General features: G+C 64.5%; 21 protein-coding genes. 10 read left to right on the top strand and 11 right to left on the bottom strand.

From position 1 onward, the window contains the following. The 4 genes from SLNSH_RS18995 to SLNSH_RS18980 form a co-directional block, all read right to left on the bottom strand. Positions 1-242: hypothetical protein (locus tag SLNSH_RS18995; protein WP_210202542.1), on the bottom strand; the 242-nt coding region annotated here is incomplete at its 3' end. A 230-nt stretch (positions 243-472) separates the two neighbouring features. After that, positions 473-835 (bottom strand): response regulator, encoded by a 363-nt coding sequence (locus SLNSH_RS24645; RefSeq protein ID WP_146140310.1) that lies wholly within the window; start codon positions 833-835, stop codon positions 473-475. An 882-nt stretch (positions 836-1,717) separates the two neighbouring features. After that, positions 1,718-3,658: an ABC transporter ATP-binding protein/permease gene (locus tag SLNSH_RS18985; protein ID WP_106338794.1), complete on the bottom strand. Its 1,941-nt coding sequence runs from the start codon at positions 3,656-3,658 to the stop codon at positions 1,718-1,720. 138 nt (positions 3,659-3,796) lie between these two features. Further along, positions 3,797-4,624 (bottom strand): universal stress protein, encoded by an 828-nt coding sequence (locus SLNSH_RS18980; RefSeq protein WP_158266824.1) that lies wholly within the window; start codon positions 4,622-4,624, stop codon positions 3,797-3,799. Between the two features lie 271 nt (positions 4,625-4,895). Between SLNSH_RS18980 and SLNSH_RS18975 the strand changes: the two genes are divergently transcribed. From SLNSH_RS18975 to SLNSH_RS18955, 5 genes are all read left to right on the top strand, one after another. Beyond that, the gene (locus SLNSH_RS18975; RefSeq protein ID WP_146140309.1) at positions 4,896-6,272 is read left to right on the top strand and encodes a hypothetical protein; all 1,377 of its coding nucleotides are present in this window, start codon (positions 4,896-4,898) and stop codon (positions 6,270-6,272) included. A 196-nt stretch (positions 6,273-6,468) separates the two neighbouring features. Continuing rightward, positions 6,469-8,109 carry a DUF4142 domain-containing protein gene (locus tag SLNSH_RS18970; RefSeq protein WP_106338785.1) on the top strand — a complete coding sequence of 547 codons (1,641 nt, stop codon included), beginning with the start codon at positions 6,469-6,471 and terminating at the stop codon, positions 8,107-8,109. Positions 8,110-8,554: 445 nt separating this feature from the next. Then, a complete protein-coding gene (locus tag SLNSH_RS18965) occupies positions 8,555-8,869 on the top strand; it encodes a DUF421 domain-containing protein (RefSeq protein ID WP_106338782.1) in 315 nt (104 codons plus the stop codon). Further along, a complete protein-coding gene (locus SLNSH_RS18960; protein ID WP_146140308.1) occupies positions 8,862-9,125 on the top strand; it encodes a YetF domain-containing protein in 264 nt (87 codons plus the stop codon). Before SLNSH_RS18965 ends, SLNSH_RS18960 begins: the two co-directional genes overlap by 8 nt. Further along, positions 9,122-10,393 (top strand): DUF2254 domain-containing protein, encoded by a 1,272-nt coding sequence (locus tag SLNSH_RS18955; protein ID WP_106338775.1) that lies wholly within the window; start codon positions 9,122-9,124, stop codon positions 10,391-10,393. Before SLNSH_RS18960 ends, SLNSH_RS18955 begins: the two co-directional genes overlap by 4 nt. Before the next feature lie 43 nt (positions 10,394-10,436). Here the strand turns inward: SLNSH_RS18955 and SLNSH_RS18950 are convergent, their stop codons facing one another. Next, the gene (locus SLNSH_RS18950; RefSeq protein WP_106338772.1) at positions 10,437-11,735 is read right to left on the bottom strand and encodes a site-specific integrase; all 1,299 of its coding nucleotides are present in this window, start codon (positions 11,733-11,735) and stop codon (positions 10,437-10,439) included. Positions 11,736-12,233: 498 nt separating this feature from the next. On the opposite strand from SLNSH_RS18950, the gene SLNSH_RS18945 reads away from it, so the two are divergent. Continuing rightward, the gene (locus SLNSH_RS18945) at positions 12,234-13,352 is read left to right on the top strand and encodes a succinylglutamate desuccinylase/aspartoacylase family protein (RefSeq protein ID WP_106338768.1); all 1,119 of its coding nucleotides are present in this window, start codon (positions 12,234-12,236) and stop codon (positions 13,350-13,352) included. A 6-nt stretch (positions 13,353-13,358) separates the two neighbouring features. Here SLNSH_RS18945 and mmsB read toward each other — a convergent pair whose 3' ends face one another. From mmsB to chvE, 3 genes are all read right to left on the bottom strand, one after another. Then, positions 13,359-14,585, bottom strand: coding sequence for a multiple monosaccharide ABC transporter permease (gene mmsB / locus SLNSH_RS18940; protein WP_106338763.1), 1,227 nt, complete (start codon positions 14,583-14,585; stop codon positions 13,359-13,361). Continuing rightward, a complete protein-coding gene (gene mmsA, locus SLNSH_RS18935) occupies positions 14,582-16,117 on the bottom strand; it encodes a multiple monosaccharide ABC transporter ATP-binding protein (RefSeq protein ID WP_106338761.1) in 1,536 nt (511 codons plus the stop codon). The genes mmsB and mmsA overlap by 4 nt, the downstream gene beginning before the upstream one ends. A 97-nt stretch (positions 16,118-16,214) precedes the next feature. Beyond that, a complete protein-coding gene (gene chvE, locus SLNSH_RS18930; RefSeq protein WP_106338759.1) occupies positions 16,215-17,279 on the bottom strand; it encodes a multiple monosaccharide ABC transporter substrate-binding protein in 1,065 nt (354 codons plus the stop codon). Between the two features lie 306 nt (positions 17,280-17,585). Between chvE and SLNSH_RS18925 the strand changes: the two genes are divergently transcribed. Further along, on the top strand, positions 17,586-19,295 hold the full coding sequence (locus tag SLNSH_RS18925; protein WP_106338757.1) for an IlvD/Edd family dehydratase: 1,710 nt from the start codon (positions 17,586-17,588) through the stop codon (positions 19,293-19,295). 3 nt (positions 19,296-19,298) lie between these two features. On the opposite strand, the gene SLNSH_RS18920 is transcribed toward SLNSH_RS18925, so the two are convergent. Genes SLNSH_RS18920 through pimC form a run of 3 tightly spaced genes read right to left on the bottom strand, consistent with a single transcriptional unit; the run spans position 19,299 to position 22,411 of the window. Next, complete coding sequence (locus SLNSH_RS18920; RefSeq protein ID WP_106338755.1) at positions 19,299-20,048, bottom strand: enoyl-CoA hydratase-related protein; 750 nt, start codon at positions 20,046-20,048, stop codon at positions 19,299-19,301. Between the two features lie 15 nt (positions 20,049-20,063). Next, on the bottom strand, positions 20,064-21,212 hold the full coding sequence (locus SLNSH_RS18915; protein ID WP_106338753.1) for an acyl-CoA dehydrogenase family protein: 1,149 nt from the start codon (positions 21,210-21,212) through the stop codon (positions 20,064-20,066). Between the two features lie 2 nt (positions 21,213-21,214). Further along, positions 21,215-22,411, bottom strand: coding sequence for a pimeloyl-CoA dehydrogenase large subunit (gene pimC, locus SLNSH_RS18910; RefSeq protein ID WP_106338751.1), 1,197 nt, complete (start codon positions 22,409-22,411; stop codon positions 21,215-21,217). 294 nt (positions 22,412-22,705) lie between these two features. Between pimC and SLNSH_RS18905 the strand changes: the two genes are divergently transcribed. From SLNSH_RS18905 to SLNSH_RS18895, 3 genes are all read left to right on the top strand, one after another. Beyond that, positions 22,706-23,710, top strand: a complete 1,005-nt coding sequence (locus tag SLNSH_RS18905) for an ABC transporter ATP-binding protein (RefSeq protein ID WP_106338749.1) — start codon at positions 22,706-22,708, stop codon at positions 23,708-23,710. 30 nt (positions 23,711-23,740) lie between these two features. Then, positions 23,741-25,036, top strand: a complete 1,296-nt coding sequence (locus tag SLNSH_RS18900; RefSeq protein ID WP_210202541.1) for an ABC transporter substrate-binding protein — start codon at positions 23,741-23,743, stop codon at positions 25,034-25,036. Between the two features lie 175 nt (positions 25,037-25,211). After that, positions 25,212-26,099, top strand: coding sequence for an ABC transporter permease (locus SLNSH_RS18895; RefSeq protein ID WP_106338747.1), 888 nt, complete (start codon positions 25,212-25,214; stop codon positions 26,097-26,099). Position 26,100 lies beyond the last annotated feature (1 nt).

Raw genomic sequence — 26,100 nt, 5'->3', positions numbered from 1 at the left:
TCGCGTCCCTCGACGGCGCCGATGTCCGCTGGCCGGGAGGTCACGAGGTAGAGGGCGAGACCGACCAGGGAGAAAAAGAACACCAGGATCGGCCAGCAGACTTTCAGCGGCGGGTTGAGGGCGGCGTTGGCATGCTGGGCGTCGTAGATCACCCAGGCCGCCCCGAGCACGCCGACGACGTACCACGGGCTGGCGAACCAGGGCTCGGCCATGAAGGTGAGCGCGTTTGCGATAGTTGGCATTCGAACCGGGCTTTCACAAAGAAAGAGGCCCCCGCCGCGTGGGTGGCCGATCGGGCAATGGCAAACTTTCCGACATGTTCCCGGCAGTCGGGGAGGTACATCGTCGCCTGGCGAACAGAACCCTTGCCCCATCGCCTTTGTCCGAGAACTACTCCCAAATGCGTTTTGGCCGAAGCAACTCCGGCCTAGGCAGCCGATCGTGCGTTCCCTCGCTCCGGCTTGCGCCAGGCCTACGCGATCGGCGGGCAGGCCCTGTTTGCTGATATCAAAGATCTGGCAATGTGATCGGCGAAATATGGCTTGGGCCAGAACGGCAGGCCCGAGAGGTTCGGCGGGAGGTCAGGCGAAATGTATCCACTTGCCAAATAAACATTCACACCTCCGGCGCAGAGCTCCTCCGCAAGCGTGTAGATTTCATCACTGCCCAGCTTGATGTCGAGAATAGCGGCAGCTGGCAAGCCGTGCTGGGCCACGAGCGCGTATGCGCCATCCAGTGATGAGGCTGGCCCCATCACATCAAGTCCGACTTTTTCCAAAGCCTGCGCCAGATCGATTGCAATAAGCCACTCGTCTTCCACCAACAGGACTGTCATGGAAGCTACCTGCGATTAAGCTCTGGTCCACCGCGCTTCAGGCGCAGCGTCAAGGAGAGAGAAGCCATGCAGAAATTCAAAGGACGTCCAAGTCGGGAGAATCCTAGCCTGCCCGCGCCAGTTCGATTCCGCACTTCAGGTGATCAAGGAAAGGTCCCGCCTGCGGCGAACCGCTGGTGAGATAAAACGGTGTTCGCTCGCGGCCACCGGCGCTGTAGCCTATACTCCACAGAGGAGCGCCTAGAGTACTAACTGAGGTCGGCAACGGGGCCGTGTGATCACTGCGGACCTCGCGAAAGTCCTGCCGGGCGACGCGGTGCCGGCTAGCGAGATCGCCTAGTCGTTATCATCTCGAGGATGCGGGGGCCCTGTCGAAATAGACGAATGGCTGCTCGGGGGCGGGCCGCTTGGACCATCGTCGCTCCGTCAGGAAGCGGCCGGCTTTGATTTGCCCGACGCATTCGAGCTCCTGCAGAGCGACGGTCGGGATTTTCTGTTACTTCGCATCCTTCGTACTGTCATCTCGCTGACATAGCAGCATCCATTTCGAAACACCTCCGCCCGCAGGAGGACGCGACCTACGGCATGTCGCTCAGAAATGCGCTGAACTGGGCTCGGAATGCCGTACTGGGAGCCGCCATCCGGCGAGATCGCCGCGATCGACATGCACACTGGCGCCATCAAGCGGCACTGTCCCATTGGGGCTTCCCAGATGTGGGGATTATGCATGCCGGAGTCGTATGGTCACTAACCGAGGAGGTGCGTAAACAACCAATTGGTCTCCCACCTAGTCCTCCGCTTCTTCGGGCGAGAGGTACTGGCTGTGTGCGGTCAACTTCGCACGCTTGCGTTGCTGATCTGAGTACCTGTGATCTGAAACCCTCAACCCTGGACGGAACCGAACCATGAAAGCTGGTCGAGCAATCTGCGGACGATCGCGCGGCGGCCGTCCTTAACTACACTGCGCCGCCCGAAGAGACGCGTGCCTTCTTCGGTGCGAATCAGCCTGAGAGTTCTCGTGTGAAATGCCTCTACACCCTGCCGATGGGCGATTGACAGGACGGTTGTGCCCGCGAGTTCATTCTCGAACAGAGATAAGAGAGATGACTGCGCCTCATCGTCGAGTGCTGAGGTGGCCTCGTCCATGAAGACCCAGAGTGGCTTGTGCAGCAGAAGCCTCGCAAATGCTACTCGCTGCTGTTGGCCTAGCGACAGGCGCTTGTCCCATAGCAGGTCAGCGTCGAGTTGGGTTTCAAACTCCGTGAGCCCGCATCGTTGTAGCGCAAAACCAATCACCTCATCGGAAAACTCAGACGGGTGCCCCGGGTAGCATATGGCAGCTCTCAGGTTCCCAAGCGGCAGGTAGGGGCGCTGGGGCATGAACATCTGCTGCTCGAGGGGCGGCGTTCGGATCGCGCCTCGCCCCCATGGCCAGAGGCCCGCGATGGCCCGAAATAGAGTGCTCTTGCCGGACCCGGAAGCTCCCGTGATCAGCACGCGTTCGCCAACGCCGACTTCCGCTGTTGCTTGTTCAATCACAGTTTGCCCGTCGATCAATGAGATCACCAGGTTTTCGAAGGACAGCTTCTGTTCGGGGTGAGGCTCCACGGCAATTTGTTCGAACTTGGCGCCCTCCTGCTCCAGTTCAGAAATCGCCCTCCTGAACATGGAGACCCTGAAAACAGCAGATCTCCAGTCCGCAATCTTTGGAAAGTTATCCACGAAGTACCGCAGGGCCGACTGCACCTGCGTGAAGGCGCCGACCACCATCATCAGTTCGCCGAACGTGAGACGTTGCGAGAAGTAGCCGGGAGCAGCCGCTATAATGGGAACGACGATCGCTACCCAACCATATCCAGACGTGATCCAGGTGAGGCGGGCCAAGGCGCCCGACAGTTTCCGAGTCGCCTTGAGTACGTGCTGCAGCATCGCCTCGAGGTTTTGGCGCTCATCTCTCTCGCCCTTGTAAAGCGCGATCCCTTCGGCGTTGTCATTCACTCGGACGAGCGCAAACCGCAACCCGGCTTCATGGCTATAGCGCTGGGTGTTGAGCCTGATCAGAGGCCGTCCTACCAGCCAGGTGAGAGTGGAACCTATCCCGGCATAAGCAACTGCCACCCAAACCATGTAGCCGGGTATCCTCCAGTCCTCGCCGTTTATTTTAAGTACGACATAGGAAGAGAGCGACCAGAGTACGGCGATAAAGGTGAGCAGCAGCATCGCTGATTGAAGTAATCCTACGCCGAGTTCGGTGGTGAACTCGGCGAACAGGCGACAGTCTTCCTGCATTCGCTGGTCTGGGGCTGACGCCTTCTCTCCCACAAATCCGAGGCGATAGGCGCGTCCAGGCTCGAGCCAACTGTCCAGCAAAATGTGGCTCATGCGCTCCCGGATGCGGATCTTTAAGAGTTCCTGGAACCAGGTTTGCGCCACAACCAGGGACAGCAAGACCCCGATTATGAGGAAGAAGTTCCAGAATTGAGTGATGAAGTCCGGCCCGTTCCGGTGTTCCAGAGCGTCGAAGAAGGCGCCGTTCCAAACGTTCAGGCGCACCTGACCTACCATGTTGCAGGCCAGAATGAGGAGAATTGCGGCGCTGAGCCGAATGATGGGCCAGCCCCCTTTCCCTTTGATCATGGCGCCGGACAGGATCGACAACTCCAGGATCATGCCGCTCGGGGGGATACGCCCCTTGCTTTCGGGCTTGCGTTCAGGCGCCGGGGGATCTTCCAGCCTCAGCCCGTCGGGATTAGCGTCGCCGGTCGGATTGAGCGACACTAGTGGGGGCGCCGCTCTAATGTCGTGCCGGTCTTTGATCGTCATGCCAAACCTTCAGCGCTGTTGCGGCAGTACATATCAGCGCTCAAGGAAGTGTAATGTTCCAGAAATTGTGTTCTATTTTTCGAGATGGCCCATAGACTACGATTAGTGTTGTGGAGGCTTGCGTCAGGGCAAGACAAATCATTGAGCCAGAAGCAACGGAAGGTCCGTTGATCTTTCGACGCCTCGCGTTACCCCTTGTTCGAACCATTGGGAAAAGCCGCGATCGGGTGGTGCGCCCATGACGATCATGTCGGAGCGCATCCGATGCGCCTCCGTCAGGATGGCCTCTGAGATTGGCAGCCCATCGCTGTCAACGTGCGACAGGACGGCTTTCACGCCATGGTGCTCTAGGTGCTGGAAGATGCGCTCGCCGGGCTGCAGCTGCGCACCAGCTTTACGGCCACTGTCGATAAGGAGGACCGCCACCTCGGCGGCTTGGCTGAGCAGCGGCATGGCCTCTGTGATCGCGCGGGTCGCCTCGCGGCTTCCGTTCCAGGCCACGGTGATGTGCTTGAAAGCTGGTGCGGGAGCAATTCCCGGCGGCAATCCCAGAACGCCCCGGCCGCTCTCTCTTAGGACCGCGTCCAGCACGGTTGAGGCACTTTCAAAGCTGGGCAACGTGCCGATGAAGAGGTCGTAGCGGCGCGCCAACTCGCCAAGATTGGGCCCTACCTCGTCGGGCGGCACCTCGAAGCGCAGTACCTGGACGCTGGACCACAGAGCGCCAAGCCTTCCCTCCAGAGCGGCGTCGGGTTGCACGCCGCTCGTACGCGCTATTTCGAAAATGGACTCGTCGTCCGAGGGCGCAAAAGCGTCCCGACTCATGCTCAAGGCCGAGCGGGGCGGGAGCTCGTTTACGACCGCGCAGGTGATAAATCCGCTCACCTGGGCAGCCAGAGTTTGTGCGCAACAGATCCGGTTGGCGTCCTCTGCCGTCCCGTCGCTCAACACGAGAAAATCCTTCATTGAGTGCTCCCACCGGAACCGCACACCAACTGAGGACGCCAACAGCCATCTCAGCGTCCCAGCGTCAAACGGGCCTGAGTAACGGCAAGCGCAAAAACGGCTTCGAAGTTGCCAGAAGTGTCGCCCGGCTGACCGACTACTTGCCCGCAGCATGCATCCAGCAACTCTCGGGCGCAGATTTGGTCAGGTGGCCGACACTGCTTCTAGGAAGCCCGGAACTGAGCCTCCCAAGACCGGTTCGTTTCCCGCAGGGGAGCCGCGGCGGCCCCCGATGGCCGGCAGCCAGGCGGCCCACATGCGGGCACGACTGAGACCAGTGCCTGCCCGATGTTGGAAACCAAACAAATCAGGAGATCCCACGATGAGACGTACCTCATCTCTGGCGCTTGCCGCCATCCTGCTCGCAAGCGGCTCCAACGTCGCGCTGGCGCAGGGGGCCTGGTCCTCCGGCCGGGGCGACCGATACGAGTATGGCGCTGGCTATCGCGGCTGGTCCGATCAGGGCTCGCAGCGGCGTTATGTGGAAGGGCGCGGGTTCGGCCATGACGACTGGGCCGCCAATGGCCGACCTTTCCAGGATCGCCATTGGGGGAGCGACCGGGATCGGTCGCGCTACGGCGCTTACGAGGGCGAGCGGAACGGCGGGGGAGCCTTCAGGTCATCGTCCGAAGGCTACGGGCCATATGAGAACGACCGTTATGGCCGGTTCAGCCGGGACGGCGAACCCCGCCAATTCGGCGCCTGGGAAGGATCCGGCCGCGCCACGCGTGCGCGCGAATCCGATCGGCAGTACGGGGGCGAGGACAGCATCTCCACTGGGGCGGTCCCTGAAGCGTCCGATTTCCGGCGCGAGGCGCGAGAACTGCGGCGAGAGCTCCGGGATTATGGGCTGCGGGACATCAGGATCCTGAACACCTCGTATCTGGTCGAGGCGCGACTCCCGAGTGGCCGGACGGTGCTCCTCATTGCCGATCCACCCCCTATGTCGGCGGGCGCCAGCGCCAGCCAGGAAGGCTCCAGTCAGAACGGTGACCGGGCGAGCGCATCGAGTGATGGCTTCCGATCCAGCCAAACCGCACGAAACCGGAAGTCGGACTCTTCCAAGTGGGATCGGAACGCGGAGGATCGAAACGGCTCGCCCGGTTCCGGGCTGGATGGGGTCACGGCCCAGGAGGTCCGCTCCTCGTTGCAAGCTCGCGGTTTCAGCGACATCCGGAACCTGCGCCGAGACGGAAGTACGTTCGTGGGCGAGGCAGGTTGGTACGGCGACCAAGTGTCCTTCCGAGTCGACGGACGAAACGGCTACCTCATCGAGCCGAACCGCATGACTTCCGACCAGGTCCAGACGATGCTGGATAACGAGGGCTGGAAAAACGTTCAGGTCCTCGACGCGAACGAGAAAAGCTACAAGCTGAAGGGCACAAAGAACGGCATCAACTATCAACTCCGGGTCGACGCCGAAACGGGCCAGGTCTATCGGAAGGCCGCCATGGACGGATCGCCTGATCAGGAAACCGGCTCCATCCGGAGCCGCAATCCAGCCGCCGGCCAGAGTCAGTCGTCCGGCAGCCAGAGCCAGACGTCGGGGGCCCCAAGCCTGGGGTTAGGTGACGGGAACGGATCCCAGGCCCCCAGCACGAACGACTGAGCAAGCTCCGACGATTCTCCGCTTAAGAAAGCCCCGCTGGGAGGTGGGGCTTTTTGCGCGTCAAATTCCTATTAAAAAAAGACGTCACCTGGCGGACAGTGGCAACATCTAGAGTAGAACGATGAATCGTGCATGTGGATTTCCGATGTAGCTATCGCAAAATTGAGCGCGATATTTCCGCTTCGAGGAGTGTCTCATGCACCGCCTTCAGACAATGACGGCCGTTCTCTTGGCGTCGACTGGGATGGCAATGGCTCAGGCCAAGCATAATCCATCCCCACGGGCCCCTCAGCCCCCGGCTGCTTCTCCCCAGCCCAATGCTCAAAAGGACAACGCCAAGCCGCAGGACATCACTGCGTCGGACTTTGTCAAAAGGGCCGCCGAATCCAACATGTTCGAAATCCGGTCCAGCCAGCAGGCGCTGGAGCGCTCCGACAACGAACAGATCAAATCCTTCGCGCAGCGCCTGATGAACGATCATCGCGCCGCGACCACGGCCTTGCAGAATGCGGCGGTCGATCAGAACGCGCCCTCTGAGCTCGATCAGGCGCATCAGAATATGCTGCAGCGGCTGAAGCGCGCTTCGGACCAAAACTTCGACCGGCGTTTCCTGCAGATGCAGGTCAACGCCCATCGCAAGGCGATCCAGCTGTTCGACGACTTTGCATCCTCAGGCGAGGGTGAGCAGCTGCAGAATTTCGCCGAAGACACCACGCCGAAGCTGGAAGCGCACCTGCGGCGCGCGCAACAGTTGCTGGCGAGCCTCGATCAGCAGAACAACGCCGATGTGACCGACCCGGGCCAGCCCGGCGATAAGCGGGACTCGGCATCCAACGCCACCCGGTCCCTCAACGTCGTGCAGGCGCCGCCACATGTGACGGTGCTACAGCGTCAGCCCACCGTGGACGTGCACCAGCCCAGGCCGGAGATCACCATCCACCAGCCTGCGCCGACGATCACGATCGAGCAACCGCAGCCCCAGATCACCGTGCGGATGCCCAACCCGAGCGTGGACGTGAACCAGCAGCAGCCTAAAGTGAGTGTTCAGGTGCCGCCGCCGCGCCTGACGTCCCCGGGCGACCGGCAGGCCGTGGTGGATGTCCAGCGGTCTGGCCGCCAGCCCAACATCGATGTCGAGCGCGCGGCGTTTCCGGAGGTGAAGTTCGACCGAGGGGGAGAGCCGATCGTCCATTATCGCCAGGCTGCCGGGCAGCCTCAGATTCGCTACGAGCAGATGTCCGCGAACGAATCGAACGGCGGCGACGCCGCGAACAAGAGCCACCAGCAGGCGCAATCCGGCCAGAACACAGACAACGAGCAGCATGTGGGCCATGCTGCGGTCGCCAGCGAGCGAAACGCGCAGGCCGCGACGGACGCCGCCATGCCGGCAGACCAGCCGGACCGCAACGCAAAGGCGATCTCGGCCGATGATCAGGACTGGGTCGCCGAAGCGCAGCGGCGCGCCAATGATGGGGATCCGGACACGACCGCGAGCCTCGCCGGGAGTTCTACCCTGCCTGTGTCGATGTCGGTCGGCGATCTTGAGAACATGAGCGTCTACAACGGCAGGGGCAGCCGCCTGGGCGATGTGGAGCGCGTTATCGTCGACCAGGACTCGAACCGGAAGTTCATCGTCTTGGCCCATGGCGGCTTCCTGGGAATGTTCCAAGATGAGGTCGCCATTCCGCTCAATCGCATCAGAGCGGGTGACAACCGCCTCTACATTCACGGCCTCACCACGGCAGAGGTCTCCCAGATGCCCGATTGGGAGAACAAGATTCCGAACTATCGCGAGCTTGGCGAGGATCAGACCGCAACACTCCAGCCCTGGAAGTAAATCGCTAGTCGTGCCCCCAGGCCCAACATCCTGGGGGCGATACCCGGATGCCTCGCAAGGTAATCAAGATGACGGTCCAACCCCATTCACCAATTCCGGCCCACGGCGCTGGCAAGGCCCCAGAGCGAATCCGGCGAGCTAACCTTTACGCGTCCTCCGCCGGGTTACGATTTTTGTGCGGGGCTGCCCCGTTCGCGCTCAGACCGCCGAGCTCCCGCCTGGCTTTGGGGTGGACGGTAGGTTTGTGCGCTGGTTTGGCGCTCGTCGTTCTGTTTCTCAGCTGAATGATCCCACGACACGCCAGCTACGTCCCGAGGCGCCGCCGCGCTCGCGCGCTGGAGGAAAGGAGCTGGATGGGACGCGCCGGACGACGCCGACGGCTCACACGAGGCCGAAAGGGAACCGCCCAGCAGAGGCTGGTTGCCCAGAGCGGGAGTGTGATCGGATGATTGTTACCGTGCTCGCGCAAACCGTCTGGAACGGCTGGGCTGAACTGGGCCGCATGGTCGCGGTCGGAACACTCGCCTATTTATCGGCCCTCATCCTGCTGCGCCTTGCGGGCCAGCAGGCATTGGCCAAGATGACCGCGTACGGGCTTCTCGTCGCGATCGCGCTGGGCTCCGTCCTCGCGACCGCATTGCTGTCGCCCCAAGTTAGACTGGACAAGGCGGTCGGAGCTTTTGCGCTGTTGCTCGGGCTGCAGCGGCTGATCGCGTGGACGTCCATGCGCTCGCAAATGGGCGAGAGACCTCGTGAATAGCGAACCCGTTCTCCTGGCCCACGATGGTGAGATGCTTTCTGGGGCGATGCGGCGCACCGACACCACGCCCGACGAGGTTGAAGCGTCTCTTCGTGCCCAGGGCTGGACGGCGATCGCCGATGTGCAGGCTGTGATCCTGGAGACGGATGGCAGCTTGAGCGTCGTGCCTAGGGAACGCCGGACCGACGGCGCGGCGCTGGCGAAAGTTCTGCGCCACGCACGCCGGCTCAGCGAGACCGGCGGGACAGGGGCATGAGCTACTGGCGGTGGGTCGTCGTCCAGGTGACCGGACGCCTTTGGTTCTGGGCCGCGATTTACGCCAGCGGAGCCATCCTGACCGCCTTGCTGGCGATCTGGCTGGCGCCGTTCATTCCGGACGCGGTCTCGGCCGAAATGGGCGCCGATTCGGTCGAGGACGTCCTCAGCATTCTGGCGTCCAGCATGTTGTCGGTGGCGACTTTTTCCCTCGCCACGATGGTGTCCGCCTTCGCGGCGGGGGCCACGACCACGACGCCGCGCGCGGCGCAGATGCTGGTGGAGGACAGGACTTCGCAGAACGCGATCGCCTCGTTTATCGGAGCGTTCCTGTTCAGCCTCGTCGGGATCATCGCGCTGCGCACGGGCCTTTATGGCGCATCCGGCCGCCTGATCCTCTTCGCCGTCACGCTGGTTGTGGTGCTGACGGTTGTCGTGACGCTCCTGAAATGGGTCGACCACCTCTCGCGACTGGGACGGCTGGACGAAATTCTCGACAGGGTTGAGAGAGCCGCCTTCGCCTCGCTCAGCTCTGAATTTGCGACCGTCAGGCAGTCACGACGAGACGTTCCCACAACGGCGTTTCCGATCAACATCCGCGCCGTCGGGTATATTCAGTTCGTGAACCTCGAACGCTTGTCCAGCATTGCCCAAAAAGCAAAAGGCGCCGTCTCGCTGCTGCGGCGCTCGGGCGCTTTCGTAGCCCCGGGCGAGCCCGTCGCGGCGCTGTCGTGGCGCCCGGATGAGGAAACCGTGCGGGAGATCCTGGACTGCTTCGTCGTCGGCGCTACCCGGTCCATCGAACAGGATCCCCGCTACGGTCTCATTGTCCTAGCCGAGATCGCATCCCGCGCGCTGTCGCCCGGCGTGAACGACCCCGGGACCGCGATTGACGTGCTTGCGCGGATCGTGCGCATCCTGGTGACCTGCGAAGCCGAAGCGGCCGAGAACGAGGCCACCACCGTTGAGGTTCACGTCGCCCCCATCGCCGTTTCGGACATCTTCGACGACGTGTTCACCCCGATAGCACGGGATGGCGCCGGCAATGTCGAGGTGGCAACGCGATTACAGCACTCCTTGGCGATTCTGTCCCGCTGGCCGACGTACCGCGACAGCGCAAGGTCCCAATCTGTCCTCGCCCTCGAGAGAGCCGCAATCGCATTGACACTGGCCCGAGACAAGGAGGTGGTGGAGGCGGCCGCGGCGGACTGCATCCATCCATCTCCTGGATCGCAACGGCATCGGCCGCCAGCGCACCCGGACACATAAGCACCTGTCGGCGTCAAGCACACCGCACGGGACCGAGCCTCGGCTAGTTGCAGGCAGTAGGTTCTGCTGTTCGATCAGGCACCACGGTGGCTTCAATCTGCAGGGCTGAGCTTATCTGAGCGCCGGCGCGATCTAGAACGTCCCGCACTGGGGCGTCCGCGAGGTGTGCGTAGCGCATTGTCGTTTGGGGCTGGCTGTGTCCCAGCAGCTTTCCGATGATCGGAAGGCTAGCTCCGCTACCCGCAGCAAGAGCGGCAAAGGAATGCCGCAGATCGTGCAATCGGACACCAGTCAGGCCAGCGCAGCGCAGGACAGTCCGCCACGGTCGATTCAAGTCGGCACGTGGCTTCCCTTGCAAGGCGCCGGGGATAACGTATGGACCGCATCGCGGGAGGGATTCCAATAACCTGACAGCAGGAGGCGAGAGAAGAACGTGCCTTCGTCCTGTTTTCCCGAAAACCGTGAGAAGTCCCCGCTCAAGGTCGATGTTCGACCATTCAGCATGAAGGATTTCGCGCAGGCGAGCGCCTGAAATCAGTAGCAAACGAAGCGCCGCTGCAGCGAAGGGGTCAATGCGCACGACTTGCTCGCCCTTCGGGGCGTGCTTGCTGGTTGGCTTCGTCGCATCAATTCGAATTGGGACGCCGGTTGTTTCGGCGATCGTGATCGCTCGTCCGAGGCAGATGATTTCATTCAGGCTGAGATAGCGCTCGCGCTTCATTTCCTTGAACGCGCGCACACCGCCGCAAGGGTTCGTTCCCTCCAGCTTGAATTGCGTGGCCGCTGCACGCCACAACGTGCCTACGAATTCGACGACCCGATTGGCAGTTGACGGGCGCGTTCGGCCGATGCGCTGGTGCAAACGCTGAACATCCTGTTGCGTCAGGTTGTCGATCCTGATGCTGCCCAGAGCGGGCGCAATATGGACGCGGAGATACGATCTGTAGTTGGCCACAGTTCGAGGACGGAGCTTGGCCTTCTCGGGGTGAGCCTCAGCCATAGCGGCCGCGTCATCGAGAAATGCGTCGGCGAAAGTCGACAAGGTCGGCATGGTCCGAGCGATCGCCCGCTCACGAGCCGGATCTTCTCCCATCCGGACTCGGGATTGAAGTTCCTGTGCTGCCTGCCGAGCAGTAGTGGGAGTGAACATGCCATGCCGGCCGATCGACATCCGCCGCCATAGTGCGTCCCGTGTTCGACCGGCCCGGTACTCGAAAAGATAGGTCAAGGACCCGTCGCGGTTCAGGCGGGCGACGAAGCCCTTCAAGGCGTCGTCACGCAAGCTTCCGGGCGTGGCCGATGCGATTAGCGCGTCAACTGTTCGCTTCGAGATCGTCGGCATCCCGCCTCCCGATACCACCGCAGCAGCACGGTGTCAGCACCGGGCCTGCAAAGCCAGTGTATGCGGGGGAACGCTCAAGGCAAGAAAATCTCGGCAGCCCAGCTGTTTATGGTCGCCCGTCCATGCCGGGGAATGCCTGGGAAAGTAAGGCCGTCATANGGGAATGCCTGGGAAAGTAAGGCCGTCATACTCATAACCTGAAGGTCGCAGGTTCAAATCCTGCCCCCGCAACCAATCCCAACTACACACAGCGCTAGCCCGCCCGGAATCCCGCGCGGGCTTTTTGCGCGTTCGGGCCCTGGGACTTGGCCAGGGCGGGCGGCATTTGCTGATCTGGGCGCATCGCGAGGCCTCTTGGCAAAGGGGCCGGGGAGAGCGCTCCGCCAATCCATGGACAGTGCGGTCGTGTTTTCCGAACCGCCCGATAACCTGGGAGGGGTTTTGCACGCGAGCTCCGACGTGTATGGCTCCGCTCCCACCCCAGTTTCGGCAGGCGCCATGCGAACCGAAGTCCTTGACCTTCCCCCCGAACTCCCTGGCTTGCGGCGAACCCTCACCGTGCAGCGCTTCGGCGAGCCTGGGGCGCGTCCCCTCGCCTATGTGCAGGCTTCGCTCCACGCGGACGAGATTCCGGGGATGATGGCGGTCGTCCACCTGCGCGAGCTTCTTTTGCGGATGGAGCGCGACGGCCGCATCAATGGGGAGATCATCCTCGTGCCGGTCGCGAACCCCCTCGGGCTGCAGCAACGGGTGCTGGGCGGCCACATCGGGCGCTTCGACCTGGCGGACGGGCTCAATTTCAACAGGGGCTTTCCGGCGCTCGGCGAGGCCGTGGCGGAGCGGGTCGGGGCGCGCCTGGGCGAGGACGCAGACGCCAACGTCCAGGCGATCCGAGCCGCCGCGCTCGAGGCAGCCGAGGGGCTGGCTGCAGTAACGCCAGCCGAGCACCTCAAGAAGGCGCTGCTGCGACTGGCGCTGCCGGCCGATCTCGTGCTGGACCTCCACTGTGACTCCGAGGCCCTCGTCCACCTCTATACGTTGACGCCACTCTCCGACCTGGGAGCGGAGCTCGGGGCCGAACTGGGCGCCGGGGCGCTCCTGCTGGCGGATGTTTCGGGAGACGATCCGTTCGACGAGGCTGTGACGCGTCCGTGGGTCGAGGTTGCCGCTCGTTTCCCTGAGCACCCGGTTCCGCTCGCGTGTTTCTCCTGCACGGTCGAGTTCCGGGGAACCCAGGACGTTGCGGACTCTACAGGCGCGGCAGACGCCGCGGCCATCGTCCGCTTCCTGCAGCGGCGCGGCGTCCTGGCCGGAGATCCAGGGCCGCTCCCTGCAAGCCTGTGCGAAGCGACCGAACTCGCCGCTTCCGAGCCGCTCTCGGCCCCAGTCGCCGGCATCGTGGCGTTTCGCCGAGACCTGGGGGCGCGCGTCGGGGCCGGCGAGACCGTGGCGGAGGTGATCGACCCCTATTCGGGCGCGCGAACGGCCGTGACGGCCACGCAAGGCGGCCTCCTGTTCGCGCGGACATCGGCCCGGTTCGCCATGCCCGGCCAGCGGCTCGGCAAAGTGGCCGGGACCGTGCCCGTCCAGCGCGGAAGCAAGCTCCTCAGCCCCTAGGGGCGGCTATTTGCTCTTGTTGCAGACGTCCAGGTAGACGGCGGCGAGCAGGACGAGACCCTTCACGACCTGCTGCCAGAAGATGCCGATCCCCAGGATCGACATGCCGTTGTTCATCACCCCCATGAAGAAAGCGCCGATTACGACTCCCATGACGCGGCCAGCGCCACCGGAGGCGGACACGCCGCCGATGAAGCAGGCGGCGATAACGTCGAGTTCGAAGGCGTTGCCCGCGCTGGGGGTCGCGGAGTTCAGGCGCGCCGCCACGATGAGGCCGGCCAGGGCGGCCAAAGCTCCCATGTTGACGAAGGTGAGGAACGACAGCCGCTGCGTCCGGATGCCGGAGAGGCGCGCCGCCTGGGCGTTTCCGCCCAAAGCGTAGATCCGACGGCCGACGACGGTGCGGGTCGTGACGAAATTGTAGAACAGGATGAGCGCGCCCATGATGACGAGCACGACCGGCAGGCCCTTGTACGAGGCCAGGAGATAGCTGACGCCGATGATGAGACCGGCGAAGACCACGTTTTTGCCGAAGAACAGGGCCGCTGGTTCACGCTCGATCTCGCGGGCTCCGGCGTGGGACCACTTGCGATAGTCGAACCAGAAGAGCGCCAGGGCGATGGCCGAACCCAGAGCCATCGAGGTCCAGTGAAAGCGGCCGACGTCGACCAGTTCCGGGATGAAACCCTTGCTGATGTTCTGGAACGAATCCGCAAAGGGGCCGACGAACTGGCCCGCCAGCATGTTGCCGGTGAGCCCGCGGAACACCAGCATGCCGCCGAGCGTGACGATGAAGCTCGGAATGGCCGCATAGGCCACGAACCAGCCCTGTGCCGCTCCGATCGCCGCCCCCAGAGCCAGGGACAGGAGCATCACGGGGAACCAGTGGATCTTGATGAAGACCTCGGTCCCTGGGACCGTGAAGCCCACCATCAGCATGGCTGCGACCGCGCCGACGAAGCCCACGATGGAGCCGACGGACAGGTCGATGTTGCCGCCCACGATCACGAACAGCATGCCGAGCGCCATGATGACGATGTAGCTGTTCTGCTGAATCAGATTCGTGATGTTGACGGGCTGCAGCAGCACGCCGTTCGTGGTGATCTGGAAGAAGACCATGATCACCAGCAGGGATGCGAGAAGCCCGTACTCGCGCACGTGGCTCTTCCACGACGTGCCCGTGCCGGCGCCGGCGGGGGAGGCTGGGCCCTTGGCGGTCGATACTTCGGTCATGCCGACACCCTGTACTGGCGCATGATCGCGGCCATAATCTTTTCCTGGCTGGCGTCCTTCGCTGGCATCTCGTCCACGAAGCGGCCTTCGTTCATGACGTAGATGCGATCGCAGACGCCCAGCAATTCTGGCATCTCGGAGGAGATCACGACCACGCCGCGGCCGCTGGCGGCAAGGTCGTTGATGATCGTGTAGATCTCGTACTTGGCGCCCACGTCGATGCCGCGGGTGGGCTCGTCCAGGATCAGCACCTGCGGGTCGGCGAAGAGCCACTTGCTCACAACCACCTTCTGCTGGTTGCCGCCGGAGAGATTGAGGGTCTTCTGCAGGATGGAGGACGAGCGGATGTTGAGCTGCTTGCGGTAGCGAGCCGCGACCTCCGTCTCGCGCGCGTCGTCGATGACGCCGTGGTGGGCGACGCCCGGCAGGTTCACCAGCGAGATGTTGTGCTTGATGTCGTCGTTCAGGATCAGGCCAAGGCCCTTCCGGTCCTCGGTGACATAGGCCAGGCCAGCGGCCACCGCCTTCTGGATGGTGCTGACGTCGACAGGCTGGCCTCGCATAAAGGCCTGGCCGCGGATGTTGCGTCCATAGGCCCCGCCGAAGACGCTCATGGCGAGTTCGGTGCGGCCTGCGCCCATGAGGCCGGCGATGCCGACGACCTCGCCGGCGCGCACGGAGAGGTTCACGCCCTTGATAACCTCCCGTCCGGCGTGCTGCGGATGATCGACACGCCAGTCACGGATCTCGAAGAGCGTATCGCCGATCCTTGGCGTGCGCGGCGGGTAGCGATCGGACATCTCGCGGCCCACCATGCTCTTGATGATGCGGCTCTCGCTGATCGCCTCGGTGCGGCAGTCAATGGTCTCCACCGTGCTGCCGTCGCGCAGGATCGTGATGCTGTCCGCCACGCGGGCGATTTCGTTCAGCTTGTGCGAGATGATGATGCAGGTGAGGCCCTGCTTCTTGAACTCGAGCAGCAGATCCAGCAGGGCGGCGCTGTCGGTCTCGTTGAGGCTGGCGGTCGGCTCGTCCAGGATCAGCAACTGCACGCGCTTGGCCAGGGCCTTTGCGATCTCGACGAGCTGCTGCTTGCCGACGCCGATGTTGGTGATGAGGGCGTTGGGCGACTCGTTCAGGCCCACCTTGCGCAGCAGCTCGCGCGTGCGTGCGAAGGTCTCGTTCCAGTCGATCACGCCCATGCGGGCGGGCTCGTTGCCGAGGAAGATGTTCTCGGCGATGGACAGGAGCGGAACCAGCGCCAGCTCCTGGTGGATAATGATGACGCCCAGATGCTCGCTGTCGCGGATGGAGGCGAAGCGGCGCACCTCGCCCTGGTAGACGATGTCGCCCTCATAGGAGCCGTAGGGGTAGACCCCGCTCAGCACCTTCATGAGGGTGGACTTGCCGGCGCCGTTCTCGCCGCAGATGGCGTGGATCTCGCCGGCCCGAACCACGAGATTCACGTTCTTGAGAGCTTTCACACCGGGAAAGCTCTTGGAGATGCCGCGCATCTCGAGGATGGCATCCATGTCGCGCGCCCGGCCGGAGGGGGATCGGCGCCGCCGCGGAGGCCGCGGCGGCGAGTACCTGAGCCCGCGCCCGGAACGAGCGGGCGGGCCGAAGTCCTTACTTAAACTGGTCCGCCTTGTAGTAGCCGCTGTCGACCAGAACTTCCTTCCAGTTCGACTTGTCGACAGCAACGGGCTTCAGCAGGTAGGCGGGGACCACCTTGACGCCGTTCTCGTAAGTCTTGGTGTCGTTGATCTCGGGCTCCTTGCCGGAGAGCACCGCGTCGACCATGTTCGAGGCCACCTTGGCGAGCTCGCGCGTGTCCTTGAAGATCGTCGAGGTCTGCTCGCCCGCGATGATGGACTTCACGGATGGCACTTCGGCGTCCTGGCCGGAGATCACCGGCATGGGCATGTCCTTGGAGCCGTAGCCGACGCCCTTCAGGGAGGCGATGATGCCGATGGAAAGGCCGTCATAGGGGGACAGGACGGCATCCACCTTCTTCTGCGTGTAGTAGGCGCTCAGGAGGTTGTCCATGCGGGCCTGGGCGTTGGAGGCCTCCCAGCGCAGAGTCGCGACCTTGTCCATGCCCATCTGCTTGGACTGCACGACGAGCTTGCCGCTGTCGATGTAGGGCTTCAGCACCGACATCGCGCCGTTGTAGAAAAAGTAGGCGTTGTTGTCGTCAGCCGAGCCGCCGAACAGCTCGATATTGAAGGGGCCCTTGCCCTCCTTCAGGCCGAGCGCCTTCTCGATGCTCTGGGCCTGCAGGACGCCGACCTGGAAGTTGTCGAAAGTCGCGTAATAGTCGACGTTCTTCGAGCCGCGGATCAGGCGGTCATAGGAGATCACCTTGATGCCGGCGTCGGCGGCCTTCTGGAGGGCGCCGGAGAGAGTGGTGCCGTCGATGGCGGCGATCACCAGCACCTTCTCGCCCTTGGTGATCATGTTCTCGATCTGGGCGAGCTGGTTGGGGATGTCGTTGTCGGCGTATTGCAGGTCGACCTTGTAGCCCTTGGCGGTCAGGGTCTTGACCATGTTGTTGCCGTCGTCGATCCAACGCGCCGACGACTTGGTGGGCATGGACACGCCAACGGTGCCCTTGTCCTGCGCCGCCGCGGCGCCGGCGAACAAGGTGGCGCCGAGCGCGAGCGCGCCGAGAATGGACGCAAAGTCCCTCATCCGTTTCCTCCCAATGACTTTCTGCGGGCCAAGCCCGTCGCTCCTGTGGAGCATGCCTCTGCAACAAAAATCAAGAGCCGGGCTGTCCGTCCCGCGGCGGCCGATTTCAGCGCATCGATCAAGCCGATAGTACCGAGGCCCGCATGGCCTGCAACTTACTTTGTCCGGAACCCTCGGATAAGGGGCTGCATGCCCCCGAGCCATCCGCACGGGCTGCGACTCCGGGCCGTTTTCGCTGTCCCGGCGCGCCTCCGCGCGTTATGGCTGCGACCGGCGCGACAGACGCCACGACGGGGAGACGCGGGGATGAGCGACGAGCAGACGGGCATGCGCAAGGGCCTCGCCCAGTATGGCGACGCGGAGTTCTCGCTGTTCCTGCGCAAGGCCTTCATCAAGGCGATGGGATACTCGGACGACGCGCTGTCGCGGCCGATCATCGGCATCACCAACACCTATTCGGCCTACAACGCCTGCCACCGGAACGTCCCGGACCTGATCGACGCCATCAAGCGTGGGGTGATGCTGGCCGGGGGCATGCCTCTCGAGTTCCCCATCATCTCGATGCATGAGAGCTTCTCGCATCCGACCAGCATGTTCCTGCGCAACCTGATGTCCATGGACGCGGAGGAGATGGTCCGCGCCCAGCCCATGGACGCCGTGGTGCTGATCGGGGGATGCGACAAGACTGTGCCGGCGCTGCTGATGGGGGCCGCGAGCGCGGACGTGCCGGCCATCCTGACCGTGACCGGTCCGATGATCACCGGGTCGCACAAGGGCGAGCGGCTCGGCGCCTGCACCGATTGCCGGAGGCTCTGGGCTCAGCACAGAGCGGGAGCGATCGACGGGGACGAGATCGAGGTGATCAGCGGCAAGCTGGCGCCGGGGCCGGGCACCTGCATGGTGATGGGCACCGCCAGCACCATGGCGCTCTGCGCCGAGGCGCTGGGCATGATGCTGCCGGGCGGGGCCGCGATTCCGGCCGTAGATGCGGACCGGCTGCGGCATGCGGAGGCCACGGGCGCGAGAGCGGTGGCGATCGCGCAGGAGAAGCTGAAGCCTTCCCAGGTGATGACGCCGGCCGCTTTCGGAAACGCGCTGCGCGTCCTGCAGGCGATTGGTGGGTCGACGAACGCCGTGGTGCATCTGGTCGCCATGGCGGGGCGGCTCGGGATCGAGCTCGACATGACAGAGTTCGACCGCATGGGGCAGGAGACGCCGGTTCTCGTCGACCTCAAGCCCTCCGGGCAGCACTACATGGAGGATCTGCACCGCGCGGGCGGGCTCGCGACCATCCTGCGCGAGATCCGCGACCAGGTGGATCTTTCCTGTCTCACGGTTTCGGGGCGGACGCTCGCCGACAACCTGGAAGGCGCGCCGCCAGCCTGGGCCCAGGAAGTGGTGCGGCCGGCCTCGAACCCGGTGCATGCGGGCGGCGGGCTGCGGGTGCTAGGCGGGAGCCTCGCGCCGAACGGCGCCCTGATCAAGCAGGCGGCCGCCACGGCCAACCTGCTGCAGCACGAAGGACGCGCCGTCGTGTTCACGTCGCTGGCCGACATGGCGGAGCGGCTGGATTCGCCGGAGCTCGACGTCAACGCCGACGACGTGCTCGTGCTGCAGAACGCCGGACCGAAGGGCGCGCCCGGCATGCCGGAGGCGGGCTACATCCCCATTCCCCGCAAGCTCGCGGCGGCCGGCGTGAAGGATATGGTGCGCATCTCGGACGCGCGCATGAGCGGGACCGCTTTCGGCACCATCGTGCTGCACATCAGCCCGGAGGCGGCGGAAGGCGGACCGCTCGCGCTGGTCCAGACCGGCGACCGCATCCGGCTCGACGTCGCCGCAGGCCGGATCGACCTGCTCGTCGACGAAGTGGAGCTGGCGCGCCGGCGGGCGCAGTGGAAGCGGCCGGCGGCCACGCCGGAGCGCGGCTACGCCAAGCTCTACTTCGACGAGGTGCTCCAGGCGGAGCACGGCTGCGACTTCAACTTCCTCCGGGCGAAGCCTCTGCCGCGCTGAGGCTCACTTCTTGCCCACGAAGGCGGCGAAGCGGGCCTGGGTCTCGGGAAGGCGGCGCAGGCGGTCGAACTCAGCGGCCTCGGCTTCGATCGTCGCCAGCACGGCCGGGCCCCGAGCCTTGCGCAGCAAGGCCTTCGTGGCGAGGACGGAGGCCGCCGGCAGAGCGGCGAGCGCCCGCGCCCGCTCGAGGGCGCGGGGGAGCGCCTGGCCGTCCTCTACCGCCTCGTTCACGAGGCCGTCGCGCGCCGCGTCCGAGCCAGAGAACTCCTCGCCCAGTAGCAACAACTCGGAGGCGCGCTTCGCGCCAGCCACGAGAGGAAGCAGCAGGGTCGAGGCTCCCTCGGCGCAGATGCCGAGAGGCACGAATGGCAGCTTAAAGCGCGCGGAGCGGCCCGCATAGGCGAGGTCGCAGTGCAGCAGCATGGTCGTGCCGATGCCGATGGCGAAGCCCTCCACGGCGGCCACGACCGGCTTGTCGAAGCCCGCTATGGCGCGCAGGAAGCGGATGGCGGCGTGGTCGGCCGGGCCATCGGCGCGGCTCATGAAGTCGGCGATGTCGTTGCCGGCCGTGAAGCACATCTCGGCCCCGGTGAGGACGACGACTTTGACGCCCTCGTCCGCCGCAGCGTGGTTGAGGGCGGCGATCAGCCCTTCATAGGCGGCCTCGTTCAGCGCGTTGCGGCGCTCGGGACGATGAATCGTGAGCTGGAGCAGGCCGGGAGCCGGGGTTGAGCGCTGGATGGGGTCGGACATGGCGAGCTCTCGGGTCTAGGCGTTGATCAGGCCGCCGGCCTCGGCGGCGAGCGCGAGGTGGTGGTCGGCGTCGCCGAACAGGGTATCGATCATGGTCAGGCGCTTGAAGACATGTCCGATTCGGAACTCCATGGTCATGCCGACGCCCCCATGCAGCTGAATGGCCTGCTGGCCGATGAAGCGGGCCGAGCGGCCGACCTGGACCTTGGCGCCCGAGATCGCGGCGCGGCGCTCCCGCGGGTCCGCGGCGCCGGCCATCATCGTCGCGAACAGGGCCATGCTGCGGGCCTGTTCGAGCGCGACCAGCATGTCGGCCGCCCGGTGCTGCAATGCCTGAAAGGCGCCGATCGGCGTTCCGAACTGCTGGCGGGTCTTCAGATATTCCACCGTGCTTGCGAGGGCCGATTCCATCGCTCCCACGGCTTCTGCGCAGAGCGCTGCGATGGCCTCCTCGACGACGCGTTCGATGACGGGCAGGGCGCCGGCCGGGTCGCCGAGAACGGCGCCGGCTTCGACGCGCACGTTCTCCAGCGTGATTTCGGCCGCGCGCGCGCCATCCTGGGTGGGGTAGCCGCGGCGGGCCACGCCAGGCGCATCGGCGTCAACAACGAAGAGCCCAATGCCGTGGCGGTCGCGCGAGGCTCCGGCGGTCCTGGCGGATACGACCAAGGTGTCGGCGGTGTCGCCACCGAGCACGAGGCCTTTGCGCCCGTTGATGGTCCAGCCGTCGCCGTCGCGACGGGCAGCGGTCTCGACGTCGAAGAGGTCGTAGCGGGCCTGCCGCTCCGCATGGGCGAAGGCCAGGCGGCGCTCGCCGGCGGCGACGGCGGGCAGGATGGCGGATTGCTGGGCGGGTGAGCCCGCATGCCGGACAAGGCCGCCGCCCAGGATCACGGTCGCCAAATAGGGCTCGACCACAAGGGCGCCTCCGAAGGCTTCCATGACGATCATGGTCTCCACCGGGCCTGCGCCGAAGCCGCCGTGCTCCTCCGCGAAGGGAAGACCGAGGAGCCCCAATTCCGCAAAGCTGGCCCAGATCTCAGGGCTGAAGCCCTGGCCTGAGGCCACGATGCGCTTGCGCGCCTCGAAGTCGTAGGCGTCGGCGAGCATCTTCTCGACGCTGTCCTTCAGGAGCCGCTGCTCGTCCGTGAGATCGAAGTCCATGGTCAGAGCCCCAGCACGGCCTTGGCGATGATGTTCTTCTGGATCTCGTTCGATCCGCCGTAGATCGAGACCTTGCGGTTATTGAAGTAGCTGGGGGCGATCGTGGCGGCCCAGTCCTCCAGGATCGGCTCCTCGTTGGCGCCCTCCTCGTGCGGGTCGTAGGGCAGGGCATAGGGCCCGATCACGTCCATGAGCAGTTCGGTGGTCGCCTGCTGCAACTCGGAGCCCTTGATCTTGAGGACGGAGGAAGCCGGATCGGGCTTCCCCGGCGCCCGCTTGCCTTCCGCTGCGACCACGCGCATCTGGGTGATCTCCAAGGCCTTCAGTTCGATCTCCACGGCGGCGAGCTTCTCGCGGAAACGGCGGTCCTCGATCAGCGGGCGGCCGCCAGCCTGCTCGATGGCCGCAAGCTGCTTGATGCGGCGAATGCGCTCCTTGGAGACGCCGACGCGGGCGATGCCGACCCGCTCGTTGCCGAGGAGGAACTTGGCGTAGTCCCAGCCCTTGTTCTCCTCGCCCACCAGGTTCTCGGCCGGGACGCGCACATCATCGAAGAAGACCTCGTTCACCTCGCAGCCGCCATCGATGGTCTGGATGGGGCGGACCGTGATCCCGGGCGTCTTCATGTCGATCAGCAGGAAGGAGATGCCCATCTGCTTCTTGGCCGCCGGGTCGGTGCGCACCAGGCAGAAGATCCAGTCGGCGTGTTGGGCGAGTGTGGTCCAGGTCTTCTGGCCGTTGACCACATACACGTCGCCCTGCCGCTCGGCGCGCGTCTTCAGCGAGGCGAGGTCGGAGCCGGCGCCGGGCTCCGAGAAGCCCTGGCACCACCAGTCGTCGATGTTGGCGATGCGGGGCAGGAAGCGCCGCTTCTGCGCCTCGCTGCCGAAAGTGTAGATGACGGGCCCCACCATGCTGACGCCGAACTGCAGCGGCTGCGGCGCGGGCGCCATCTGCATCTCCTCCATGAAGATGTACTGCTTCACCGGGCTCCAGCCCGTGCCGCCCCACTCCACCGGCCAGTGCGGGACGGCCCAGCCCTCCGCGTTCAGGATCCGCTGCCAGGTGACGATGTCGTCGCGCGTGGGGTGATGGCCGGCCTCAAGCCGCCCGCGGATTCCGGCAGGCAGGGCTTGCCTGAAGAAGGCGCGCACTTCGTCCCGGAAGGCGAGTTCCTCGTCCGTTAAGCGCAGGTCCATGGCGTTTCCCCTGGGTCGGGCTGACCTCTTTCCGTGAGTTTAGGTGGGAGCGAGGGGGGAGGGGAAGGGGAGCCCGGCGGGACTCGGCGAAGGAGCCATGGCCAGAGGATTGAAGCGCCGCAATTTTGGGCGCCAAGCGCGTGGGTGCCCAAATCTTCGCAGCGCCGCGCGCCGCCTTCGACTGCAGTAAGGCTCGAGCCGGGCGTCGGCACTGTCATATTCGCGCCTGCGCCGCGCGCCTGTGCGGCTTGGCACGCGCCTTGAAAGAGATCGCCCGGAACACGGGAGATCCGCGTGAAGGGCTCGACGCTCGAACTCGTGAAGGTGACCAAGCGCTACGGCCAGACCACGGCCGTGGACGCGATCGACCTCAAGATCCCGGCGGGCGCCTATTGCTGCCTGCTCGGCCCCTCAGGATGCGGCAAATCCTCGACGCTGCGGATGATCGCCGGGCACGAGTCCGTGACCGAGGGCGACATCATCCTCGGGCCGCACAACGTGACGGACCTTCCGCCCGCGCAACGCGGCACGGCGATGATGTTCCAGAGCTACGCGCTGTTCCCGCACCTGAGCTGCGTCGACAATGTCGCCTTCTCGCTGAAGATGCGGGGGGTCGACAAGGCGACCCGGCGGGCCAAGGCCGCTGAACTGCTGGAGCTCGTCGCCATGGCGCCCTATGCCGAGCGGCTTCCGGCCCAGCTGTCCGGCGGCCAGCAGCAGCGCGTCGCGCTGGCGCGTGCTCTGATCACGGAGCCCCAGGTGCTGCTTCTGGACGAGCCCCTGTCGGCGCTCGATCCGTTCCTGCGCGTCAAGATGCGCGCCGAGCTGAAGCGCCTGCAGAAGGAACTCGGCATCACCTTCGTGCACGTCACGCACGGGCAGGACGAGGCCATGGCGCTGGCCGATCTCGTGGTGGTGATGAATGGCGGCCGCATCGAGCAGGCGGGAACGCCGCGGGAGGTGTTCAACGCGCCCACGACGGCCTTCGTGGCGCGCTTCATGGGCGGGCACAATGTGATCAGCGTTCCGGATGGCCAGATCGCCGTCCGGGCGGACCGGCTGTCGCTCACGCCCCTCGACGGGGCCACCGCGCCGGTGGGCTCGGCCCTCGCGGCTATCGTGAGGGACGTAGAATACCAGGGCTCCTACGTGCAGGTCGGCCTCGAGGCCGGCCAGGCGAACGAACTGGCCGCCCAACTCAGCGAATCCATTTTCGACGCCGCTCCCCTCCAGCCGGGCGACCGGGTGGCCGTGAGCTGGCGCGAGGCGGACGTGCACAGGCTTTCAACCGTCGCCTGAATGGCGGCCGTTTTCTGAAGGGGTGAGGGGATGACGATGAATAAGAAGGACGGAGCCCAGGGCCTTTCCCGGCGCTCGGTGCTGAAGAGCGCCGGCGCCACCATTGGGTCCGTGGCGGGCTCTGGCGCCATCACGGGCTTCCCGGCTGTATGGGCGCAGGAAAAGAAGGTCCTCCGCTACCTCGGCACCGCCGTGAACCAGTCGGACGACATCAACAAGCAGCTGTTCAAGGATACGGGCATCACGCTCGAATACATTTCGGTGACCACCGACGACGTGACCAAGCGCGTCGTGACGCAGCCGAACTCGTTCGACGTGCTCGACACCGAGTATTTCAGCCTCAAGAAGCTCATTCCTTCCAAGAACATCCTCGCGCTCGACGCCAGGAAGATCAAGGAGTTCGACAACATCACCCCGGTGTTCACCAAGGGTGAGCTGCCGAACGGCAAGAAGATCGGCGATCAGGGCACCGCGCCCAAGAAGGTCATGTTCCTGGAAGGCAAGGACTCCACGACCTTCGCCAAGGGCGTCACCGAGTGGGTGACGCTGATCCCGACCGTCTACAACGCCGATACCCTGGGCATCCGGCCCGACCTGATCAAGCGCCCGATCGAGAGCTGGAAGGAGTTGCTGAACCCCGAGTTCAAGGGCAAGGCCTCCATCCTCAACATCCCGTCCATCGGCATCATGGACGCCGCCATGGTCGTGGAGGCCGCCGGCCTCTACAAGTACCCCGACAAGGGGAACATGACCAAGGCCGAGATCGACCTCACCATCAAGGTGCTGACCGAAGCCAAGAAGTCCGGCCAGTTCCGCGCCTTCTGGAAGGACTTCAACGAGTCCGTGAACCTGATGGCATCGGGCGAGACGGTGATCCAGTCGATGTGGTCGCCGGCGGTGACGGCGGTGCGCTCGAAGGGCATCCCGTGCGTGTTCCAGCCGCTCAAGGAAGGCTACCGCTCCTGGGCTTCGGGCTTCTGCATGTCGAAGGGCGTCTCGGGCAAGAAGGCCGAATGGGCCTACGAGTTCGTCAACTGGTTCCTGTCCGGCTGGGCCGGCGCCTACCTCAACCGCCAGGGCTACTACTCGGCCGTGCTCCCCACGGCCAAGAAGTTCATGAGCGAGGACGAGTGGGGCTACTGGATGGAGGGCAAGCCGGCCAAGAGCGACATCAAGGCCCCGGACGGCTCGCTGCTCGAGAAGGCTGGCGCGGTGCGCGACGGCGGCTCCTATGACGACCGCATGGGCAACGTCGCGTGCTGGAACGCCGTCATGGACGAGAACGACTACATGGTCCGCAAGTGGAACGAGTTCATCGCCGCTTGATCGTCTCCAAAAGCTGACTGCGCCCCCTCTCCCCGGCCACGGGGAGAGGGCTGGGCTGAGGGGCTTGTTCGCCCGACGGACGGCCACTCATCCGGCGCTTCGCACCACCTTCTCCCCGTTTTGGCGCGCAAGGCGCGCCCGGGGCGAAGGGATCAACCCGGAGCCTGCTCGCTTCATGGCGAAAAAGGATCGTCCCTTCGCTCTCCCGGCCTGGGCCCAGGCGGCGCCCTTCGGGCTCGTCTTCGCGCTGTTCTTTTTGATCCCGCTCGCCTTCGTGGTGATGGTGAGCTTCTGGGATTACAACGACTACGCCATCGTGCCGGGTTTCACCTTCAGAAGCTACGTCGAGACCTTTGAGGGCTGCTACGACCAGCTGCCCGGGTTGTGCACGATCCTGAAGACCTACCTGTCGACGGTGAAGTTCTGCTTCCTGGTCTGGCTCATCACGCTCCTGATCGGCTTCACGATCGCGTATTTCCTGGCCTTCCACGTCCGGAGCGTCACGACGCAGATGACGCTGGCGGTGGTCTGCACCATCCCGTTCTGGACGTCGAACGTGATCCGCATGATCTCGTGGATCCCGTTGCTCGGCCGCAACGGGCTGGTGAACCAGGGGCTCGTGAAGCTCGGGGTGGTCAGGGAGCCGGTGGAGTGGCTCCTTTATTCCGACTTCGCCGTGGTGCTCGCCTTCGTTCACCTGTTCACGTTTTTCATGGTCATCCCGATCTTCAACAGCATGGCGCGCATCGACAAGCGCCTGCTGGAGGCGGCCTACGACGCCGGCGCGAGCGGTTGGCAGACGCTGTGGAACGTCGTGGTCCCGCTGGCGAAGCCGGGAATCGTGATCGGCTCCATTTTCGTCATCACCATCGTGATGGGCGACTTCGTCACGGTGGGCGTCATGGGCGGCCAGCAGATCGCCTCGGCGGGCAAGATCATCGAGACGCGGCTCAATGCCCTGCAATTTCCACCGGCTGCGGCCAACGCGGTGATCCTGCTGGCGATTACGCTACTGATCATCACGGCGCTGAACCGCTTCGTCGACATCCGGAAGGAGCTCTGAA

This window comes from Alsobacter soli (genome assembly GCF_003004785.1).
GTDB lineage: Bacteria > Pseudomonadota > Alphaproteobacteria > Rhizobiales > Beijerinckiaceae > Alsobacter > Alsobacter soli.
The sequence above is the reverse complement of the archived record's forward strand: the minus strand, read 5'-3'. Positions and strand labels throughout refer to the sequence as shown.

Excerpts from the sequence above, each read along its gene's own strand:
- SLNSH_RS18965 (WP_106338782.1), top strand. The coding sequence starts at position 8,555 with ATGATTGTTACCGTGCTCGCGCAAACCGTCTGGAACGGCTGGGCTGAA.
- mmsA (WP_106338761.1), bottom strand. The coding sequence starts at position 16,117 with ATGGATGCCATCCTCGAGATGCGCGGCATCTCCAAGAGCTTTCCCGGT.
- SLNSH_RS18895 (WP_106338747.1), top strand. The coding sequence starts at position 25,212 with ATGGCGAAAAAGGATCGTCCCTTCGCTCTCCCGGCCTGGGCCCAGGCG.
- chvE (WP_106338759.1), bottom strand. The coding sequence starts at position 17,279 with ATGAGGGACTTTGCGTCCATTCTCGGCGCGCTCGCGCTCGGCGCCACC.
- SLNSH_RS18975 (WP_146140309.1), top strand. The coding sequence starts at position 4,896 with ATGGCCGGCAGCCAGGCGGCCCACATGCGGGCACGACTGAGACCAGTG.
- mmsB (WP_106338763.1), bottom strand. The coding sequence starts at position 14,585 with ATGACCGAAGTATCGACCGCCAAGGGCCCAGCCTCCCCCGCCGGCGCC.
- SLNSH_RS18920 (WP_106338755.1), bottom strand. The coding sequence starts at position 20,048 with ATGTCCGACCCCATCCAGCGCTCAACCCCGGCTCCCGGCCTGCTCCAG.
- SLNSH_RS18900 (WP_210202541.1), top strand. The coding sequence starts at position 23,741 with ATGACGATGAATAAGAAGGACGGAGCCCAGGGCCTTTCCCGGCGCTCG.
- SLNSH_RS18945 (WP_106338768.1), top strand. The coding sequence starts at position 12,234 with ATGCGAACCGAAGTCCTTGACCTTCCCCCCGAACTCCCTGGCTTGCGG.
- SLNSH_RS18985 (WP_106338794.1), bottom strand. The coding sequence starts at position 3,658 with ATGACGATCAAAGACCGGCACGACATTAGAGCGGCGCCCCCACTAGTG.
- SLNSH_RS18925 (WP_106338757.1), top strand. The coding sequence starts at position 17,586 with ATGAGCGACGAGCAGACGGGCATGCGCAAGGGCCTCGCCCAGTATGGC.
- pimC (WP_106338751.1), bottom strand. The coding sequence starts at position 22,411 with ATGGACCTGCGCTTAACGGACGAGGAACTCGCCTTCCGGGACGAAGTG.
- SLNSH_RS18980 (WP_158266824.1), bottom strand. The coding sequence starts at position 4,624 with ATGAAGGATTTTCTCGTGTTGAGCGACGGGACGGCAGAGGACGCCAAC.
- SLNSH_RS18970 (WP_106338785.1), top strand. The coding sequence starts at position 6,469 with ATGCACCGCCTTCAGACAATGACGGCCGTTCTCTTGGCGTCGACTGGG.
- SLNSH_RS18915 (WP_106338753.1), bottom strand. The coding sequence starts at position 21,212 with ATGGACTTCGATCTCACGGACGAGCAGCGGCTCCTGAAGGACAGCGTC.
- SLNSH_RS18955 (WP_106338775.1), top strand. The coding sequence starts at position 9,122 with ATGAGCTACTGGCGGTGGGTCGTCGTCCAGGTGACCGGACGCCTTTGG.
- SLNSH_RS18950 (WP_106338772.1), bottom strand. The coding sequence starts at position 11,735 with ATGCCGACGATCTCGAAGCGAACAGTTGACGCGCTAATCGCATCGGCC.
- SLNSH_RS24645 (WP_146140310.1), bottom strand. The coding sequence starts at position 835 with ATGACAGTCCTGTTGGTGGAAGACGAGTGGCTTATTGCAATCGATCTG.